16 protein-coding genes are annotated in these 19639 nt (G+C 53.4%); 8 read left to right on the top strand and 8 right to left on the bottom strand.

Annotation, left to right across the window (positions count from 1 at the left end; translation table 11 throughout):
• The first annotated feature begins 218 nt into the window (after positions 1-218).
• Positions 219-2852 (top strand): TonB-dependent receptor, encoded by a 2634-nt coding sequence (locus AB4Z19_RS27820; protein ID WP_442036771.1) that lies wholly within the window; start codon positions 219-221, stop codon positions 2850-2852.
• A gap of 238 nt (positions 2853-3090) precedes the next feature.
• Here the strand turns inward: AB4Z19_RS27820 and AB4Z19_RS27815 are convergent, their stop codons facing one another.
• The 6 genes from AB4Z19_RS27815 to AB4Z19_RS27790 form a co-directional block, all read right to left on the bottom strand.
• Complete coding sequence (locus AB4Z19_RS27815; RefSeq protein WP_442036769.1) at positions 3091-4143, bottom strand: GlxA family transcriptional regulator; 1053 nt, start codon at positions 4141-4143, stop codon at positions 3091-3093.
• A 654-nt stretch (positions 4144-4797) separates the two neighbouring features.
• Positions 4798-5529 carry a GntR family transcriptional regulator gene (locus AB4Z19_RS27810; RefSeq protein WP_442028223.1) on the bottom strand — a complete coding sequence of 244 codons (732 nt, stop codon included), beginning with the start codon at positions 5527-5529 and terminating at the stop codon, positions 4798-4800.
• Between the two features lie 82 nt (positions 5530-5611).
• On the bottom strand, positions 5612-6196 hold the full coding sequence (locus AB4Z19_RS27805) for a hypothetical protein (RefSeq protein WP_442036767.1): 585 nt from the start codon (positions 6194-6196) through the stop codon (positions 5612-5614).
• A gap of 218 nt (positions 6197-6414) precedes the next feature.
• Positions 6415-7674, bottom strand: coding sequence for a cytochrome-c peroxidase (locus tag AB4Z19_RS27800; protein ID WP_442036765.1), 1260 nt, complete (start codon positions 7672-7674; stop codon positions 6415-6417).
• Positions 7671-8129, bottom strand: a complete 459-nt coding sequence (locus tag AB4Z19_RS27795; protein WP_442028631.1) for a FixH family protein — start codon at positions 8127-8129, stop codon at positions 7671-7673. The genes AB4Z19_RS27800 and AB4Z19_RS27795 overlap by 4 nt, the downstream gene beginning before the upstream one ends.
• Before the next feature lie 358 nt (positions 8130-8487).
• On the bottom strand, positions 8488-8682 hold the full coding sequence (locus AB4Z19_RS27790; RefSeq protein WP_442028630.1) for a superinfection immunity protein: 195 nt from the start codon (positions 8680-8682) through the stop codon (positions 8488-8490).
• A gap of 742 nt (positions 8683-9424) precedes the next feature.
• Here AB4Z19_RS27790 and AB4Z19_RS27785 point away from each other — a divergent pair.
• The 7 genes from AB4Z19_RS27785 to AB4Z19_RS27755 all read left to right on the top strand — a co-directional run bounded on the left by AB4Z19_RS27785 (position 9425) and on the right by AB4Z19_RS27755 (position 17796).
• Positions 9425-10609: a DJ-1/PfpI family protein gene (locus AB4Z19_RS27785; protein ID WP_442028629.1), complete on the top strand. Its 1185-nt coding sequence runs from the start codon at positions 9425-9427 to the stop codon at positions 10607-10609.
• Between the two features lie 129 nt (positions 10610-10738).
• Positions 10739-11365, top strand: a complete 627-nt coding sequence (locus tag AB4Z19_RS27780) for a DJ-1/PfpI family protein (protein WP_442036764.1) — start codon at positions 10739-10741, stop codon at positions 11363-11365.
• Entirely contained in the window at positions 11362-12078 is a 717-nt protein-coding gene (locus AB4Z19_RS27775) for a hypothetical protein (protein WP_442028642.1), read from the top strand. Before AB4Z19_RS27780 ends, AB4Z19_RS27775 begins: the two co-directional genes overlap by 4 nt.
• 184 nt (positions 12079-12262) lie before the next feature.
• Entirely contained in the window at positions 12263-13906 is a 1644-nt protein-coding gene (locus tag AB4Z19_RS27770; protein ID WP_442028641.1) for a methyl-accepting chemotaxis protein, read from the top strand.
• A 298-nt stretch (positions 13907-14204) separates the two neighbouring features.
• Positions 14205-14927 carry a hypothetical protein gene (locus AB4Z19_RS27765; protein ID WP_442028640.1) on the top strand — a complete coding sequence of 241 codons (723 nt, stop codon included), beginning with the start codon at positions 14205-14207 and terminating at the stop codon, positions 14925-14927.
• A gap of 811 nt (positions 14928-15738) precedes the next feature.
• The gene (locus AB4Z19_RS27760) at positions 15739-16143 is read left to right on the top strand and encodes a MarR family transcriptional regulator (RefSeq protein WP_442036762.1); all 405 of its coding nucleotides are present in this window, start codon (positions 15739-15741) and stop codon (positions 16141-16143) included.
• A 390-nt stretch (positions 16144-16533) separates the two neighbouring features.
• Positions 16534-17796, top strand: a complete 1263-nt coding sequence (locus tag AB4Z19_RS27755) for a GMC family oxidoreductase N-terminal domain-containing protein (protein ID WP_442028854.1) — start codon at positions 16534-16536, stop codon at positions 17794-17796.
• Positions 17797-17993: 197 nt separating this feature from the next.
• Here the strand turns inward: AB4Z19_RS27755 and AB4Z19_RS27750 are convergent, their stop codons facing one another.
• The gene (locus tag AB4Z19_RS27750) at positions 17994-19457 is read right to left on the bottom strand and encodes an efflux transporter outer membrane subunit (protein WP_442028855.1); all 1464 of its coding nucleotides are present in this window, start codon (positions 19455-19457) and stop codon (positions 17994-17996) included.
• Positions 19457-19639: efflux RND transporter permease subunit (locus AB4Z19_RS27745; protein ID WP_442036760.1), on the bottom strand; the 183-nt coding region annotated here is incomplete at its 5' end. The genes AB4Z19_RS27750 and AB4Z19_RS27745, both read right to left, overlap by 1 nt.

Raw genomic sequence — 19639 nt, 5'->3', positions numbered from 1 at the left:
TGGGCGAGGTCACGCCCTTTATTCGTTCTGCGGTCGATACGTCTTGAGCACCTCCGCCCCCAACACGGCGGGGGCGGAAGCTCCGGACTCCTTTTTGTGAGGCAGTTACAACACTGTCTTGCCAATCGTTAAAGTTCAAGTAGACTAATTTAACCTTACACGGACGAGCGGCTAATGTCCCGAAGGTGCCGAGTCACACTTCAATAGGAAATCAGTGGATGAACTTTCGCGTATGGGTATTTTGCGTCTGGAGTCTTCTGGTTGCGCGCCCTTCCGTAGCTCAAGTAACGGCCGGTGAAGAGGACATGGTCCGCGTAGAAGTCATTGGGTCCTCGATCAAGAGGCTTGTTTCCGAATCATCCCAGCCTCTCACCGTCTTTAAAGCGGAAGAATTCACCAAGCAAGGCCTCACCACGGCACGGGAAGTCCTGGATCGGATCCCCTCCAACCAAACCAACATGGGCGCCGGCAATACCATCGGCGGCAACGCTAGCAGCCTCCCCACAGGAGGCCAAGCGGTGGCTGACCTGCGTGGATTAGGTGGCGACAAGACGCTAGTTTTGTTGAACGGTCGCCGCATCGCAAACCACCCGTATGACAGCGCCAGCGTGGATCTGAATCTGATTCCAATCGCGGCACTAGAGCGAGTGGAAGTGCTGCGCGACGGCGCATCTGCGATTTATGGTACAGACGCCATCGGCGGTGTCATCAACTTCATCACGCGCCGCAGTGTCAGAGGGACTACGCTCGTGGCGGAATCGGTGATTCCAAAGAAGTCTGGCGGAAAGGAAAAGCGCGCCAACATAATCAGCGGCATCGGGGAACTTGATGCTGATGGTTGGAGTGTCTTCGGCGTGCTCGATTACCACAACGAAGACGCGCTAACTTCGCAGCAGCGGGAATTTTCAAATACCGGCGTACGTAACAACCTCGGGTTGAGCAGAACTTCTGGCGTAACATTCCCAGGCAACTACTTTGACCCAGTCACCAAAACGACTGGGAATCCAGGATATCCATCTGGTTGTAACGCGCCATTCTCACTGCCTATCGGCAGTGGAGGCACGTGTCGCCAGGACTACACGCGCCAGATCGACGACTTGCCAGAACAGGAGCAGTTGGCCTTGTTCGGCCGGGCGACGAAGAAATTTGGCGACCACACGGCCAGCCTTGAGTATCTTCATTCGCGTAATAAGGTCATTTCGCATACTGCGCCACCGCCGCAGATTGCATTGTTCCTGCCCAAAACGAGTCCCTACTATCCTGGCAATTCAGGTGGTGTACCTGCCCAGCCGAATCTATCCGGGGAGCCGCTAAATGTAAGCTGGCGTCCGCTTGAAGCCGGTCAGCGTCAAATCAACTCCGAGGGAGAGGGCGATCGTCTCGTCGCCGCATTAGAGGGCCTGGTTGCGGGTTGGGATTACAAAGGCGGCCTCAGTCACTCAATCAACAAGTCTGAAGAAGTGTTCGCTGGCGGTTATGTTCAGGACTCGGGATTCGCGGCTGGTGTGCTAAACGGCATCCTCAATCCATTCGGTTTGCAGAACTCCGCCGGCAAGGCCTATTTAGAGAGTGTGGCCCTACGCGGCAAGGTACAGGATGCGAAGGCCACCACTACTGCCTTCGACCTGAAGGCTAGCCGAGAATTGATACGTCTGTCAGGCGGCCCGCTCGCGATGGCGTTGGGAGCTGAGATCCGCCACGAAAAGTCCGACTTCAACGTCAATCGCGATATTGCAGGTCAGGCGGGTAGCTCCGGCCTGTCCGGCTCCCTTTCCAAGAATGGTTCGCGCAATATCAAGGCGGTCTTCGGCGAGTTGAGTATCCCCGTCATGAAGAAGGTCGATGTCCAAGCTGCCATGCGCTATGACGATTACGACGACGTGGGCAGGACAGCCAATCCGAAAGTCGGAGTACGCTGGCAGCCGTCTCCGCGGATCATGCTACGCGGCTCCGCCAGCACCGGTTTTCGCGCGCCGACACTCTTCGAGAGGAATGCGCCGCAATCAAGGAACGAAACTAACAATTCCCTTAATGATCCAATCTTGTGCCCCAGTGGTGTCCCGCAGCCAGGGGCTAATCCGTTGCGCGATTGCGGCCTTCAGCAGTTTAAGCTACAGGGCGGAAATCCTGACTTAACGCCAGAAAAATCGAAGACCTTCTCGGTAGGCGCAGTAATCGAACCTGCGAGCAATTTGACAGTAGCCATCGACTACTGGGCTATTAGCCTGAAGGACAAGATAGGTAATGTGCCCGAACTGACCCTCTTTGGAAACTTCGAGCGATACAGAGCGCGCTTCCTGCGTAATCCAGATGGATCGCCTTTCGCTGTCTTGGACTTGTACGAAAACTTGGGCAAGGTCCGTACCAATGGCGTTGACTTAAGCTTGACCGGGACCACCCGCCACATGGATTACGGCGACTTCTCGTTGAAGATCGATGGCACTTGGGTGCACAAGTACGAGTACCAGAACGAGCGCGACGGCGACTACATCCAAAACGTGGGACGTTACGCGGACCTATTCCCTATATTTCGCTGGAAGCATAATCTATCGCTGACCTGGCGGAGTACGACGTGGAGCGCTACGTTGTCACAGAACTTCCGAACAGGGTATGTGGATCAGAACCAAGTCGATCCAATATTGTTCAACCGAGTATCGTCCTACCAGCTGTGGAACTTGTCTGGAACTTATGCCGCCTCTAAAAGCCTAACGCTGACAGCCGGCATCAAAAACCTATTCGACAGGGATCCGCCGTTTACCAACCAGGGTTCGACATTCCAGCAAGGCTACGACCCGCGTTTTACCGATCCGGGAGGACGCGCGCTCTATCTACGGGGGAGCGTTGACTTCTGAGCGCTACAGGCGCTTTGATCACAGGAGCAATAGGTTTGCTCGCCAAGTGGTCATCACGACAGCAACACGAGTTCCATGTTATATGCACGAGATGCCTATTTGGGTACCGCCCAAATAGGTGGCCGCGTTTGCTAGAGCAAACCTGATCCTCGCGGCAAATATGACTGAGCAGAAATTTGGCTTTCCTCTCGGGTTCAGTACGCAAGCCCAGCAGCGATTCGTGACTCAAATTTAATGGTCACATCAACTCTTCTTCAAGCGCTTCGTTAGCAAGTCCCGGATTGTTACTTACGTCGACAAATTTTCTGCCGGCGGTCTGGAAGCGAGCACGGAAGTCCTCTGGTGTTACGTGAACATGCGATAAGAATTCTGAACGCATCGCGGCTGCGGACGCGAAACCACATCGTTTCGCAATTCTAGCGATAGACAAGGTACTTTCACTGAGCAGCCGCCTGGCTGCATCGACCCGCAACATTTGCAAATGTGCCGTGGGAGTGACATTCATCGCCTGTTTAAATCTACGCGCAAAGTTACGCGGGCTCATCGCCATTCGGTCTGCCATGATGCTTACCGAGATGTCATCCGCAATGTTTGCTTCCATCCATCTGCTCAGCTCCCCGAACTTATCGGGGTCCTCGGCCCGGACCTCTGCCGCAAGGTGAGCACTAAATTGACTTTGCCCACCTGGTCGTTTTAGGAAGACAACCAAATCACGTGCGGTCCTCAACGCCATTTGCCTGCCTAAATCGTGCTGAATGAGGGCCAGCGTGTAATCAATCCCAGCCGATACACCAGCTGCAGTGTGGTACTTCCCTTCGCTCAAATATAAAGCGTCACGCTCAACGTCGATCTCAGGAAACGCTTCCGCGAACTCGTCAAAATGAGCCCAATGTGTCGTAGCACGGGACTTGTTTAGCACACCCGTTGACGCTAGCGCAAACGCGCCTGTGCAGACTGACGCTACATGTCTCGATCTCTGACAAAGGGCCTGCATAGCACTGACAAGTTTTGGGGAATTGATCATCGCGCGGGCACCGGGTCCGCCCGCGACAATTAGGATATCGGCCGCTAAACTTGGCTCAAAAAGATCAACTGTGGCGTTTATAGATATGCCAGAAGTGGTCTCCACAACTCCGCCATTGGGTGCAGCCAGTAAGACCTGGTAAGCTGCAGGTTTGCCCGATTCCATAAGCGCGGAATTCGCTGCTGCCAATGCATCAAGCGGCCCAGCGACATCGAGCATCTGGACTGGTGGAAACGCGACAATTACTACACGACGTGGATTTGACATTGTAATGACCTGTCTGTTCAATGACCCTCAAAACTTATGATTCACGCTGCCATACTTGCATAAACTAAGTTAGTGAGTATACCACCAGCAGTTAACCGTCATTACAACGCTACCACGAAAAAAAATCCAAAACAACAGAATCTATATTTGGCGACACCGCCACTTTCAGTACCTCAGAACCTGTGAATTTAGGTACATTCACCCTATCACCAGAAGAGAGATTGTAAATTCTGAGAAGACAATATCCAATCCTATTTTGCAAACTCTCCTCTATTGATTACACGTACGCACCTTCTCCCTCTATCAGCAATGGCCGCAAATCCAACAAAATTGGCAGCACGAGCATCCCACCTTAGGTCAGACTGAACCACTCCAATTGTTTTCGGTCTACCGGTGTGCATTTGCGCACCGGTTTTTTTGCTCGTACTTCGCTAGTTATAATTTAAGCAATTAGCCTGGACGGAGCTTTTTAAAATACTACCGAAACCGAAAGTACATGGCTTTCGCAGGTGATCGATCGGCGAAATTTCATACCTAGGTAATGCAAAAACACAAATAGAAACCATTCGCACTCAGTAATTATCCATGTCACTTTAAGGGTGATGACTCAAATTTATCCTTTACGGGCCATGCAAAATAGCTGGCCAATCCCGCCTAACGTCGCATTTCGACGACAAAATCATAATAGTCGCTCCGGAAATAGGAATGTGTCAGCTCTAGGGCCTTGCCTGAATTGAAATAGCCGATTCGGGTAATAAGTAGAACCGCTTGGCCTGCCGCCAATCCTAAGTACTCGGATACATCCTCCGGGGCGTTCGTGGCCCGGATGTGCTGCAGGGCGCGAGCTGGCGCATTACCGACGGATTCAAGATATTGATACAGCGAGTCCCCGATCACATTGGGGTTCGGCACAGCGCTCAGGGGCAGTATGCTAAGGTCATAGGCTATGACCTTGCTATTAGCCAATCGCAGGCGTTCCAGGCGCACTACTTTGTCGTTAGGCGATAAGCCAAGACTCATTTGCTCTTTAGGACAAGAAGTGACGATGGCGCGTTTTAGCCACCGTGAACTTGAATCGTACCCACGCAACCGCATCTGCTCCGTGAAGCTCGACAGCTTGGACAAGGGCCGCTTAAGTTGTCGCGTGATGAAAGTGCCCGAGCCCTGAATGCACACAACCACCCCAAGCTTAACTAGCTCTTCAACTGCCTTGCGTATCGTCACACGGGATACGTTGAATTGCTCTGAAAGTATGCGCTCTGATGGAAGCGCCTGCTTGACCTGATACCGCCCCACTCCTATGTCCTCATTCAACTTGCGAGCGATCTGCATATACAAAGGTGAGGTATCTGTTGAATCGAGTTTGATTTCGGCACCAGAGAACATTGCGTTTCCTACTTTGAGCAATAAACGCTAGGTGATAACGGGCGATATTGATTAAACTACGGACCCAGTGAAGCTCCCTTGCTTACAGCAATGGGGACCGCCAAATTCTTGCGGTCGAAAGCAGCAAAAGGAGCAGAGCTGCAGTGATCGTACCTCCGACGATAACTCGAGCCTGCCGGCTTCGTTGCGCCACAGAGGAGTCAATCCTCTGCATGGCAGCAGTGCTGGCCTCATGAAGCTTGTGTAGTGACTCTGCAAACGGATAACTGGCATCCATCGCGCTACGAATCAGCAGGGATCGCACCTCAGCAGCTTCGCCGCTGCCTCCCTGAGCCATCGCACGCATTGCAGCTGATCGATAAGCGGCCCCCGCGACGCGCAACTCTGCCAAGTATTCATATTCCTCGCGCGACAATGCACCGAGTTCGCTGTATGCCTGAAATAGACTCGACATTGCCCGCGCCAACTGTTCCTGGGCGATCGCACTCTCTTCTTGCACTGCGTCGCCTTCGACTAACCTTCTTCCACTGTTGTCCAGCGCCGAATGGGCACGCACGATAGCGCTGTTCTTGACTTGGGTCTGCCGATGGAGCCCTCCCCACTCCTCGTCCGCCGCCTGCAACGCATTGATTGCCAACCAAGCAGTAACCGTGATTACAGAAGCCAAGATCCCTAGAGCTAGCGGTCGGCGATGTCCTCTCTTAATTCGCAACATGATGCCTCACACTCCAATTAGCTCTTTCGGTACTGCGCTATGTATTCAGCTGCCCTTACCGGCATAACGGCGAATCCTGGGCGCCGACACTAGCAACCAGCGCACGAGATTAGTCAACCGCGAAGCCTGCTCAGGTCGTCACTTGACTAGCCGAACGCCAACAAAGCTCTTCACCTGCCTGTACTGTCCAGAACTGGCCCAGACAATGTTCCAAGGAATTTCGCAAGGTCAGTTACTTCACTTTCGCTAAGCGCTAAGGGCTGTCTTTCATTTTTTCCTGCTTTCGCTTTCGGGGCAGCAGAATAATGGCGGATAACATCAACGATTGTAGGAATCTGTCCTGCATGCATATATGGGGCTCGCTCGACTACATTGCGCAAACCGGGAGTCTTGAACGCTCCTTCCATATGCGGGTCATCGCTAGCAATGAACTCCAATTCTTGACACGCGCCCTGCTTCGCATCGCTAAAAGGGCCAAGGCAATTGAACTCATCCTGAAGCACTTTTGCTATTGCAGCGCTACGGCCCTTCTCGACAGAGCCCGGGTTACGAGGTGCCACACCGGTATTATGGAAATGCTGGTCGGTGAAGAGGGGGCCGGCATGGCATGTGACGCATTGACCCTTACCGATAAAGATCCGCAAGCCTCGCTTCTCGGCCTGGCTCAATCTCCCCGGTGCGTCCGGTTCCCCCTGCAACGTTGCCGCGACATAGGTGTCTAATTTGGAAGGGCCGTAGTGAATATTCTTCTCATAGGCAGCAATCGCCTTACCGATGTTTGCATACACTTCCGAAACACTCTTACGTTCCTCCAGACTCATCTTTTCCCAGGCAGCACGCTCTTGCGGAGAACCGTTGGGACTAGCGGCGTCCGGTAAGCCATCAACGCTAGGCAAACGCTTGAATATCGCTTCGTACTCGCTTCGATAGTGCAGCATCATAAGTTTCGCAAAAGCTGTCCGGTTGCCTCCATGCTCAAGAGGATCCTCCATTGGTCCCAGTGCTTGAGACCAAAGGCTATCCTTTCGCCCATCCCAAAATTGCCAAACGCCGCGGCCGCTTTCCACAATCGACATAGTTCGTCGCAGTCCGGTGCCAATTCCCTGGCCTAACGCACGGTTGTCTTGAAATTTGAGTTCCGGCGAATGACAGCTCGCACAGGCAATCTTCCCATTTGAGCTGAAGCGCTGGTCGAAAAAGATCTTTTTGCCAAGCGCTGCTGCCTGAGGCAGGCCTTCATATTTGTTGGACGGATCAGCCGGCGCCTTAGGTAGCTCATCGAGACGCAAACTACGCAGGATCTCGATCTCCTTTGCAGTCCAATCGTCACGACTAATAGGAGAAGAGAGCTCGGTACCCAATACGATGTGCGCAGCCGCAGCTGATGCGACTATCGCGAGCACTCCAAGTACCTTCAAGGCCGTTTTCATCGCGCGCTCAGCTTGTCGCTCGCTTGGGGCAGCACAAGATTGAAAGTAATCTGGTCACTACCCTTATCGGCGTCAATCTTGAATTTCAACTCCCACCAGCCGGTCATGCTGAATTTAACACCATCCACGCGATATCGACCATCGGCAAGCTCAGCCGTTACGCGCGGCTTCGTTGGCAACCCATGACCATGTTGAGGCATGCCCCCATCCACTGAGATCTTCGCGCCCTTGACCGGATCGCCTGAAGCATTGGCGACTTGAAGCTCCCAGGAATGGATCTTATTAATCTCAACAGGTTCGACCAATGGTCGCACCGTCACGGAATATGCGCTGGCCGCACTTGCCTTCGACAACCGAAGATCCAAGTTCTCCGGGGGCGACATCATCGAACAACCTGTGAGCAAGCCCAGCAGCGCGCCGAGAACAAAAAGAGAATGACGAATTTTGCTAAACATGAGCTGCTCCTTAAATTTCGATGAAAGGTCAATGGCACCAACATGAACCATTATCGACGGCGGAAGAATCGCCCTACGGACAGCAATTGCAGCAACTCTGCCAAATGTTTGGGCGCTTAGCTGCTCACTCCCTCAAATCACTCACCCTGCAGCACAACGAACTAGTCCGAAGACGTCCCTTAGACTTGTTACCAGCCAGAGAACACGCCATCGTCGCGCGTTGCCCCTCATGAGGCTCATGTTGCAGGAATACAAGTCCGACGCACTCTCCTGCATGCATCATCAGAAGGTCACTCACAAGTTCATGCATCCGAGCGAGGCAGCTTCCATGCAAGCGCGTGGCGCCTCGTCGCGCACCTCAACTCGAATGGTCGTGCAATGCCATAGCCCAGACTAGTGAAACAACCCAACCGAGGAAAGTCCAACCAAGCAAAAGGTTTAACGCAAAAATCGCGCCAAATTGGGGGCTTTTTTTGTTGAGCGCCACGCCTGCGGGGATAAAGTAGAGCCCAAACAAAATTACAAAAACAAACAATCCAATCAATATATCCATTTTCCCCGGTCTCCCGCTACTTCATAGCGCTGGACACCAACGCAACACAGTAGCTCATCTAAACAACTCATCAAACGGCATTGTTCGGACCGTTCCGCTCTGAACTCTACTTGCCAGGCAACATTGTGGCGCTTGGTCATATAGAACACGGACAACATTCCTCAATGGACTGACAATCAGTTGAACAGAAGTCTCAGACCGAAATGCAACGAACCAACACCTGTCCGCATTTCGGACGAATTTGTCCCTCCTTCCCCTCGCGCGCCACCTAAATTAGCGACATGCGTTGACAAGGATTGGAAGCTTCTTAGCACAAGCCCCCGACAAGGAGTTGGCAATGAAAAGAAATTACCAGACTGGATCATCGGCGGAAGTTCGGCGCCCCAAGTGGCCTGCAGTAACACCTGCATGTAGACACGAACTACAAGCAATTGCCCTTCCCAAGAAATAGGCTTTGTTATTAAAGACGGCGACATGCGGGGGTGGCTGCGAAGGTCAGGACCCAGCACCGCCACAAGAAGGATTGAGCCGGCGTGATGTTGCAACACATCAGGACGAATTTCGAACAAATTCGACGTTCACGATTTCTGCAAGCCAGTCGCCATGCTTATGCTGATTGTGCTAGTAACAGTAAGGTTTTATCCACACCGTCGCACCACATTATTGGCTCAAATTTTTTAGAAGAATTTTAAACATGGCCATATCTGCGTTATGCATGCAGGTACCAGTACCGGAGAAATTAATGTATCGCTTAAATGAAAAATCTATTTCGGGCCTATTCTGCCTGTCCCTCTTACTTACAACTCTGCATCCAGTGCTCGCTGCTGAATCCGACTTTGCGGGCGCACAGGCTTCTCTGGGCGGCGTGTCCCAGAGCAAAGATGGAAAGATTGATAGATATCAAGCGAGATTCGGGAGGCCCCGTCCAGTCGTAGCAGTTATCGGGGAAAACAGCGCTCCCGATAGCACCACCGAGATCACCGATTTTGTTATTCCGTACGCCGTGCTGACACAGGCCGGCGTGGCCGAAACCATAGCACTCGCGACTCACACGGGGCCATTAAAAATGCGCAGAGCCTTGCAGATCCAGCCTCACGCGACCATTACACAATTTGACGAACGCTACCCCGAGGGAGCGGACTACGTCATCGTTCCAGCAGTCACAAAATTTACCAATCCGGACCTATTGAAGTGGATCCAGTCCCAAGCGACCAAAGGGTCTTCTATTGTGAGCATCTGTGATGGGGCTTTGGTTGTCGCCGAAAGCGGTTTGATGAAAGGACGCCGAGCAACCGCGCATTGGGACACCGAAGAACTGCGATTCTCCAAGTACACGGATATCAAATGGCAGAAAAATGTCCGGTATGTCGCAGACGGAAAAATCATTTCGAGCGCAGGCATAAGCGCTGCGCTCCCGACTTCCATTGCTTTGGTTGAGGCAATCGCTGGTCGCGATCGTGCGGAGTTCGTCGCGAAATCGCTCGGAGTTACGGAATGGGGAACAAAACACAATAGCGAAGTATTCCTCCCGAAACTTGGCGTGAACATGGTTGCCTTCATTACCTATCGCTACACCAACGCTTGGTTGTATCAGACCGATAGTATCGGCGTCCCGATTTCAGCCGGTATTGATGATATCGCCTTAGCTTTCACTGCAGACGCTTACTCGCGGACAGGCCGCAGTCAAGCCTACTCCGTCGCTGATAACAAAGCCGTCGTGCGAACTCGCAACGGACTTCTGATTATTCCGGACAGCACCACTTTGACTGGAGGCATCGACTTCACCTTGCCGTCATTGCAACCATTCGAAGAAGGCGCAGGCTCACGTGCGCTCGACGACGCACTGATTGGGATTTCCGACAAATATGGACGAAAGACAGCAGCCGGTGTCGCGCTTCAATTTGAGTACCCAGGGTTTGCGCAATGATGCGTCCTTGGAATTTATGACATATCGCGGAACTGCCCAGCGAAATGCACTCTGCTTCGTGCCTCCGTAAATAAGAAAACGGCGATGCCGTCCAGCACCAGAGTTCAGAACTTGACCAAAGAGCCCAATGTGAAAACTGTCGCAATCTACATCTTCGATGACGTTGAAGTCATGGACATGGCCGGCCCGTTCGAAGTCTTCAGCGTGGCAGGAGGCAATACACCCTTCTACAAGGTCTATACGGTTGCAGAGTCTATGCGACCGATTTTGGCCCGAAACCAGTTGGTGATTATCCCTCACTACACTTTCGACAATATGCCGCAGCCTGACATCTTCGTAATTCCCGGCGGACCAGGAACGAGGCGTGAAAAGCACAACCCTAAAGTCTTGGACTTCGTACGAAAGCAGAGCCACTCGGCAACCCAAGTCGTTTCTGTATGTTCGGGGGCGTTGTTGTTGGCAAAGGCTGGTCTCTTGCGTGGATTACATGCGACCACACACAAACTTGCGCTTGCAGAGCTCGCAGACGATGCACCAGGTTGCACATTGCATCCCAATGCGAGGGTAGTAGACAACGGAAAGTTTGTGGTGTCCGCTGGGATCGCCATGGGAATTGAAGCGTCGCTTTACACATTAGCCAAGCAGCAGGGCCAAGCACTAGCTGATGCCACGGCAGCGTATATGGAATATGACTGGCCATATCGTATTCCAGATGGTGTGCAGATTGTGACTGCAAATGAAGAGGGCTGCAAATGAGAAAGAAAATTCCTTTCGCCAACTGCGCAACCGCTTTAGCGATGACACTTCAACTTGTCTTCGTCAATACCAGCGCGCAGACATTAGAGGCTATTGATCCAAATTTACCGAAAATCGAAGTTACCGGTTTCCGCGATCCTGAGCTTATGGAATACAAAGATGTCGTGACGATCCGAAATGCCTTCTCGCATCTGGACAAGACACCGATTCGCGTCGCCTTAAGAGTGACGAATCGACGCACTGGAAAAGCTCCACGCAACTTGCGAATTAATTTCCTAGCTGACGGTAAGCAAACGGAAATTCCGGTTCGGTCGGGCCTGATCCTTTTGGATGAGCTACCGGTAAGCGAAAACCCTGATGCAGAGTTTGTATCAAATATGCGCAAAGGGTCGCTGAAGATGGAAATTCTCCTTGCTCTACATACGGAAGACTTAGGGCAAGTTCAGATGAGCGATGTGAGAAAAGCACTTGAAATCGGTAACGACGCCCTTGGCAAACTACCGTGGTATTTACGCCTAATACTCCCAAAGCTCGAAAGCGCGTTGGCTTGCTTCGCTGAGGAAAACGGATCAGTAACAATCGGAAAAACAGGCGCTCAAAAAACCCTCGATGCTTCACCCGCCGAAAATTGCGTCGAGTTCAAGCCAGCGATCTCGACTAATGATGCACCGATCGAGTTTAGCAAAAGTTTTCTTTATCTGCGATTGCAATAGTTTTATCAGCTTAGTGGCTGGATGGTAAGGGCCATCAGAAAATCCCTAGATGAGTCGGCACTGAGGAATGGGGCGTACTCAGGTTGATACAACAATGCATCAGGTCGTACGTCCCTTTCGGCGTTTTGCGAAATGCCTTATTCCCGGCCGCAGTTACTCGGCGCCTAAGCTTAAAGGAATCATCATGTTCAAGCTGCAGAACCTCAAAATTAAATCACTTCTCATCGGAGTCATTACTATCTTGGCAGCCCTTCTTGCCATATGTAGTGCTGGAGGCATCCTAACAGCGCGCAATGTCGCTGACGAAATGCGAGACTTCTCCGTCCAGGACTTCACAGTCGGAAAGATTAGACTCCTTATGGAATCCAATCGCAGTCAAATTCTGCAAGCGTTGCAACACAATCCGACGCTCGAATGGTCGCGGATGCATGACCATCCTCTGTCTGTTCATTTCAACAACATAAAAAAGAATTCAGAAGAAATTGCCAATCTTTGGGATCAATACCAGTCTCAGGTCACCGCTCAAGAAGAGAAGGAGTTAGGCAACAATTGGTATGCGGCTAGCGGCAAACTCGGGATGGACAGCATTGGAGCAGCAACGCGCGCGATCGAAGAGGGTCAATGGGAAGAAGCCCAAAAGACCCTTATCCGATCAATCAATCCAACCTACAGAACTGGCAATGAAGCTGCCGAAAAGCTTGCGACCTTTCTTACTGCGCGAGCTGAGAGTAACGTTCAAGGAATCCGCCGGGAAATCGACATTGCTTCCTACACGTTGACCAGTCTCCTCGTGCTTGGCCTGTTGATGGCACTTGTGCTCGGCACGTTTACCCTCCGAATGATTATGCGGCCACTCCGTCAGGCAATTGATGTTGCTAACCGCGTCGCAGAAGGCGACCTTCGGGAAGAGGTCACCGTCGAAACGACTAACGAGTTCGGCAATTTATTAACTGCGCTCAGTACGATGAATAATAATTTGAAGAACATTGTTTCGCGGGTACGCGAAGGCACTACCACTATCAGTTCGGCGACCAGCGAAATCGCGAGTGGCAACATCGACTTGTCTCGTCGCACAGAACAGCAGGCAGCGGCATTGGAAGAGACTGCGGCGTCGATCGAGCAGCTAACCTCAGCGGCGAAGCAAAGTGGCGACAACGCGCGACAAGCCGACGACTTGGCAGCGACCGCGTCTACCGTTGCAGCAAAAGGCGGAGAAATTGTCGCAGAAGTCGTACAGACAATCGGGGCTATCAACGATTCATCTAACAAGATCCGAGACATCATCGGCGTAATTGACGGGATCGCTTTTCAAACAAATATCCTGGCGCTTAACGCGGCAGTTGAAGCAGCTCGCGCTGGCGAACAGGGACGTGGATTTGCAGTTGTAGCTTCGGAAGTTCGTAACTTGGCTCAACGCTCGGCGAATGCGGCAAAGGAAATTAAAGTGCTCATCAATGCATCTGTAGAACGTGTTGAGCATGGAAGTAAATTGGCCGACCAAGCCGGCGGCACAATGGTCGAGATCGTGGCCAGCGCCAAGCGCGTCAGCGACATCATGAGCGAAATCAATGCTTCGATTCAGGAGCAACACAGTGGCATTGGTCAGGTCAACCATGCAATTGCGGAAATGGATAACACCACTCAGAGCAACGCCGCTATGGTCGAACAAGCGGCAGCAGCATCGCAGGCCTTGCAAGAACAAGCAGCAGCTCTATCTGGAGCAGTTGGGTTCTTTAAGGTAGAAGTTGGTAGCGCGACTAATGTTCGCGTACCTATGTCAAAGCCGCGTCAACCCAGTCAACCCGGCCAATTAATCCTGGTAGCCTAAACAAATTCGCGACGTCGGTGGCTAAGCAAATATGGGGCCACCGACCTCTTCGATTCGCCCTTCCCTTCGGTTAGCGTCTATGGTCCCAAGCTCGGGGCTCATCAATAATTGCCTCGACTTACGCAATTTACTCTAGCGAATTCAGCATAGCAGCTACGATTAATCCACGTTTATTCGAGTCTTGACCACTAGTAGATGCCGGGGAGAGGGGTTGTTCAGTAATAGAAGCGGCTGCAAGGTCGCGCTACTATAGAAGATGAAAAGATATCGCTCTATCCTCCTCGCATTTCAGATTGCTATGATCTCGAACGCCGGACTGGCCCAGGATCACCCCGTGCAAGATGAGCCTAGTGTCGAGGTGAAAGAAGTTAGAAATCCGGAGCTCCGTTCGTATCGAAATATCTTTGCGGGCTTAGCTGCTTTCGACGAGCATCGCGAGCTCGCCCCAGAAGCACCCGAGTTGCGCTTTCGCTTACTCCAAAGACGTGGTCAGCCACCATTGGAAAATGGTGAACCGCTGACTGTACGTATTAGAGGTAAGGGAAATCCAGTTGTCATCCATGTTGCAACGGATAACACCTTTGCCGTTCCTCGCATGCAGTCCTTGGTGGAAGAAGACGCGGACGTGATGCTCAACAGAAGAAAGGGCCTTGTTGAAGGAGTGGCGCTGGTGCGAACTCCAGGCTTACCCGATTCTGTTCGGCGCCTGGGAGACCTGAGGCTCGAATGTCAAGTGATGATTGCCATCGGCAAGCAAGAGGTGGGTTTCCTAAAGAGCGCGGTCGTTAGCACGTTCCTGCTCGGCCGCAACTGGTGCAAGCAGAAGAAAGCTCAGTTTTGGTTCGACGCCTCTCATCAGCTCGCAGGCGCAGTGCTTCATGAAGGCGATCGTACGGCTGAACTCAAAATTCGGGAGTCGTCATATTTGCCGCCTCTAAACGACGATAGCTGGTCCAATGATGCACTAATTGAACTCAAGTATCTTTCGCAAACAGATGCAAGTGTAAGTGCAGCTCAATGAGACGAACGCCACTCCAAAAGGACCTGACAGCTCTCAGGCTCCAGACTTAACTTGTGGATTGAATATGTACTAGATGCCCGTCTGTGCAAAGCCGCACGGGTTCCCCAACTACCGCAACGATCACTTATGCAACGACGATGATATACCGTTAATAGATTCAAAACTCACAGCTATTGAGCCCTTCTCCCAGGCCGGAGAACTCTACCTCCCCTCTGACCCAACAATGGTAAGCGCAAGTGCTATCAGCGGGGACGGTATACGTACACCTACCCTTGCCCAAACTAATACCGTTTTGGTTGGCAGGTTTGTATTGATTGTTGGCAGCGCAAGAACTGCGGATTAAGCAATACTTTAGTTCCTAAAGTAAGTTTTCGCGGCGCCATGTGGCGCCGTTTTTTTGTGTCGCACAAAACCATTCTTTGGTCCAGCTAAGAGCGATCTCCGTGGCAGAGAACGCATAGTATTTGTCTGTCCAATCACGCCGCGTGAGCGAAAATACAAGAGTACCAATACCGAGCAACGACATGAATGGATTGATTGGGGGCCACGAGAACTGCCAACTGCCGACGGATTGTTGAGAGCATGCTCAAGACAATTTCGCGTCGGATAACTTCCATACCGCAAAACCAAAAGCTGCGATGAGCTCAGCTCTTCAGCGAATTGACCGAGCTCCGTGAACTGTAGCACTTTGGACTCGAAACAGTGCGAGATCGATTTATTGGTGACACGATGAGCGTCCAAACACGTTTTCCAGCTCTATGTAACCACCCTCGCCCCAAACTAGTTTTTACGCTTACAGTTGGGATGCACAATGATTTCCGACGATCTCAAATTTTGTTTAAAACTTGACTACGCCCACACGCATATGGTGAGGCGGCTTGAGGACGAGTTAGCCGCATACCACGGTCTTAGCTTCCGTAACTTTGTAGTGCTTCTTCATCTATGCTCTGCTGAAGGCGACAGACTCCAGCGTGATGAGCTTGCACGCAGGCTAGCATTAACACAGACCGAACTTGCAAGGATTGTGATTCCGATGGAGAAGCTGGGATTGATCTCTCGCGAAGCAGTTCCCGATAATTCAGAAGCCCGCTATGTAAAGGCACTCTCCGGTGGTAAATATCTCTTTTCACGTGCCGTTGGGTGGGTAGACCGGATTGCTCAAGAATTAGGCGAGATAGATCAGGACATCCTTCGTTTCATTCTAAAGTATGACTGATGCTTAGATTGAGCCAGAAATCGCAATGTCATGTAACTCGCGTGGCAAACGAAAGCATTGTGACCGCATTCAAAGCAATAGTTTCGGAGCGCTTTAACGACTTGTTGTCGCGCGATATGTCGCTCTGCTACGCTGGGAATTCTCCCATTCTGGCAAGAGATGAGGCGCTCGACTCTGTCACCTGCTCGTTCTCGCCTAGAGTAGCGTTTGGGAAAAATCGCATCTGGCATTTCAGTCCGATTAACTGGAGTTTAGCCGCAAGTAGTGAGCGATGAGCAGTTAAGCGGCCAACGGAGCTTTCAACTGAATCTATTTTTGATTACGACAGTAGCCTGCTCATAGGGCACGGTCCTGCAATCCATTTCCTTACGACATGCGACTTCTGAACTAATGCAATACGATGTCATCATCGTTGGTAGCGGTCCCGGGGGCGCTAGCGTGGCGCGCGAAACTTCGCGCCGAGGCATGCGCGTGCTGGTGCTTGAACGGGGCAGCGCCGCCCCTGTGAGCGGCACGCTTACGCAAATGGCGTCCATGGCAGCCATCCCCGGTAAGGGTGCCTTCCTCCATCGCGACGCATCGCTGCTGGTACGCGGCCTGACTGTTGGCGGGAGCTCTACTCTAAACTTCGCTACAGCTTCCACACCACCCTTGGCACGCTTTGATGCATTAGGAATTGACCTCGCGCCGGCTTTAGCCGAATGGCGCGCGGAACTGCCTATTTCGCCGCTCCCTGACAATCTGATTGGCCCCCTGGCCACTCGCATTATGCAGGGCGCCCAAGCTGCTGGCCTACCATGGCTGAAACTAGACAAGATGATTCGTCCGCAAATCTGCCGCACCGGCTGCTGGCGTTGCGTTTATGGCTGCCCTTATGGAGCAAAGTGGACGGCGCGCGATTTGCTAGACGAAGCACTTAGCTACGGCGCACAGTTGCAAGACAAAGCGCTCGTAACTCGCGTGCTAACCCAGAATGGCCGCGCTGTCGGCTTGGAGTTCACGCGTAACGGCAAAATGCACGCAGCCCGTGCGAATAAGCTGGTGCTGGCAAGTGGTGGCATTGGCAGTCCGCGCCTGTTGCACAGGTCTGGCCTGGGCCCACGCAACGTGCCCTTTTTCAGTGACCCGGTGATTGCTGTGATGGGTAGCGCGAACGACATTTCTGGTGGCGCTGAGGTGCCGATGGCTGCTGGCATGGCGTTGCCTGAACACGGCCTAACTATCTCTGACCTCACACTGCCTAAGCCAATGTACCAAGCCTTCGCCATGCAGATGGGCCGCCTAGATCGCCTGCTTATGCATCAACGTACGTTGAGCGTCATGGTGAAAATACGAGATGAAGCCGGCGGTGGTGTTGGTCCGCGCTGGGCAAATAAGACCCTAAGTCTGCCGGACCGCCGCAAGTTCAATGAAGGCATTGCTATCGCGCGGCGTGTGCTTAAAGCGGCTGGTGCGAAGCATATATTCAAAAGCTGGCATTTTGCCGCACATCCAGGCGGAACAATCCCTACCGGCGCAGGCGTTGACACTAGTCTGCAAACACCGACGCTCGGACTATATGTCTGTGATGCGTCAGTGTTGCCTGCGCCATGGGGCCTGCCGCCTACTCTAACCCTGCTTTGCCTAGGCAAGCGCCTCGGTCAAATGCTCTAGCGATTTATTCCGGCGGCTTCAGAACTGTGAATACGCCCAGCAAGCATACACGACTATAAATAAGATAAGCGTACGCCTGAGCCGGGAGCAGGATTCACGTAACCGTCTCCAATCTGTCGCGTTAGCGACGTTATGACAAAAGCGACGTTTCGCCGAAAAGTTAGAGTAGAGCTGCATTCAACACTTCAATTAAGAGCCTAAGTGTCCCACCCTCCCCCCAAAGCGCGCATCAGCGCCACGGTGGTCACTGCGCGGTTGCCGCGCAGCTGCACCGCGGTGCGCTCAACCGCTGCCAGATTGCGCTGCGCGTCGAGCAGGTCGAGATAGCTCGAACGGCCCGCTTCATACAGCTTCTTCGCCAGGTCGGCCGAACGGCGCGCCGACACCAGGGCATCGTCGATCTGCGCGGTCTGGCCGCTCAGGATGCGCAAGCCGGCCAGGTTGTCTTCCACTTCCGAGAAGGCCACCAGCACCGACTGGCGGTAGGAAGCGACCGACTCTTCCAGCGCGGCTTCACTGCGACGGATGTTGGCACTGTTGCGGCCACCGTCGATGATCGGCGCGGAAAGCAGGGCGCCCAGCATCCACGAACGGCTGGTCAGCTTGAACACATCACCGAAAGTGCCGGCCACGCCGCCACCGTTGCCGCTGATGGTCAGCGCCGGGAACATGGCCGCGCGCGCCAAGCCGATGCGGGCGTTGGACGCTTCCATGGTCTTCTGCGCTGCCGCGATATCAGGACGGCGCTCCAGCAGCGACGACGGCATGCCGGCCGGGATCGCAGGCAGCAAGGTCGAATCCAGCAGCGGGCTCGGACCAGCCGAATACGAAGCGGCCGGTTTGCCCAGCAGGACCGCCAGGGCATGCTCGGTCGTCACACGCTGGCGCTGCAGGCCGATGGCTTCGGCACGCGTGGTCGACAGCTCGGTCTTGGCGCGGGTCAAGTCGAATTCACCGATATCGCCCAAGTCGAAGCGACGCTGGTTGATCTTCACGTTCTCTTCGCGCAGACGCACCGTTTCGGCCAGAGTGTCCAGTTCAGCGTCGGTTGCGCGCAGCTTGAAGTAAGTCTGCGCCACGTCAGCCTGCAGGGACAGCAGCACGGAGCGGTAGTTCGCTTCCACGGTCGCCGCATCGTTGCGGGCTGCCGCAACGTCGGACGATACGCGGCCGAACAGATCCACTTCATAGCTGGCGGTCAGGCGCGCCGAGTAGGCGGTCGACGGCGACACACTGGTGCCGGCCGGCAGACCCAGCTCGGTCGGCGACTGCTGGCCGCGCTGGGCGCCCACGCCGACGCCGCTCTGCGGAATGCGGTCCGCTTCAGCGATGCCCGCGATGGCGCGGGCCTGCTTGACGCGGGCCGCTGCCACGGCCAGGTTGGCGTTGGCCTTGGTGGCTTCAGCGATCAGCTCATTCAGAGCCGGGTCGTTGAGCGACAGCCACCACTCGCCGCGCGACTGCTGCTCGGCGGGCTGCGCCTGCTTCCAGCGGCTGCCGTCCGCAGCCGTCACCACGCCCGCAGGTGCGGTAGCCGACTGCGATTCCTTGAACACAGCCGGAGTCTCAATCGTCGGCTGCTTGAAGGTCGGGGCACCGCAGGCCGTCAGCAGCAATGCTGCCAGCAGCGGGGCCACGCCTTTTGCAATCATGTTTTTCATTAGTGGGTCCCTTCCAGTTGGACGGCCGTATCAGCCGCCGGGGATTTCTTCTCAAGACGCACAGCCAGGGTACGCAGCAGCACGTAGAACACCGGGGTCAGGAACAGACCGAAGAAGGTCACGCCCAACATACCTGCGAACACGGCCACACCCATCGCATGACGCATTTCCGAACCTGCACC

This window comes from Pseudoduganella sp. RAF19, assembly GCF_052114165.1.
Taxonomy (GTDB): Bacteria; Pseudomonadota; Gammaproteobacteria; order Burkholderiales; family Burkholderiaceae_D; genus Rugamonas.
This window is presented reverse-complemented; position numbering and strand designations above follow the sequence as displayed.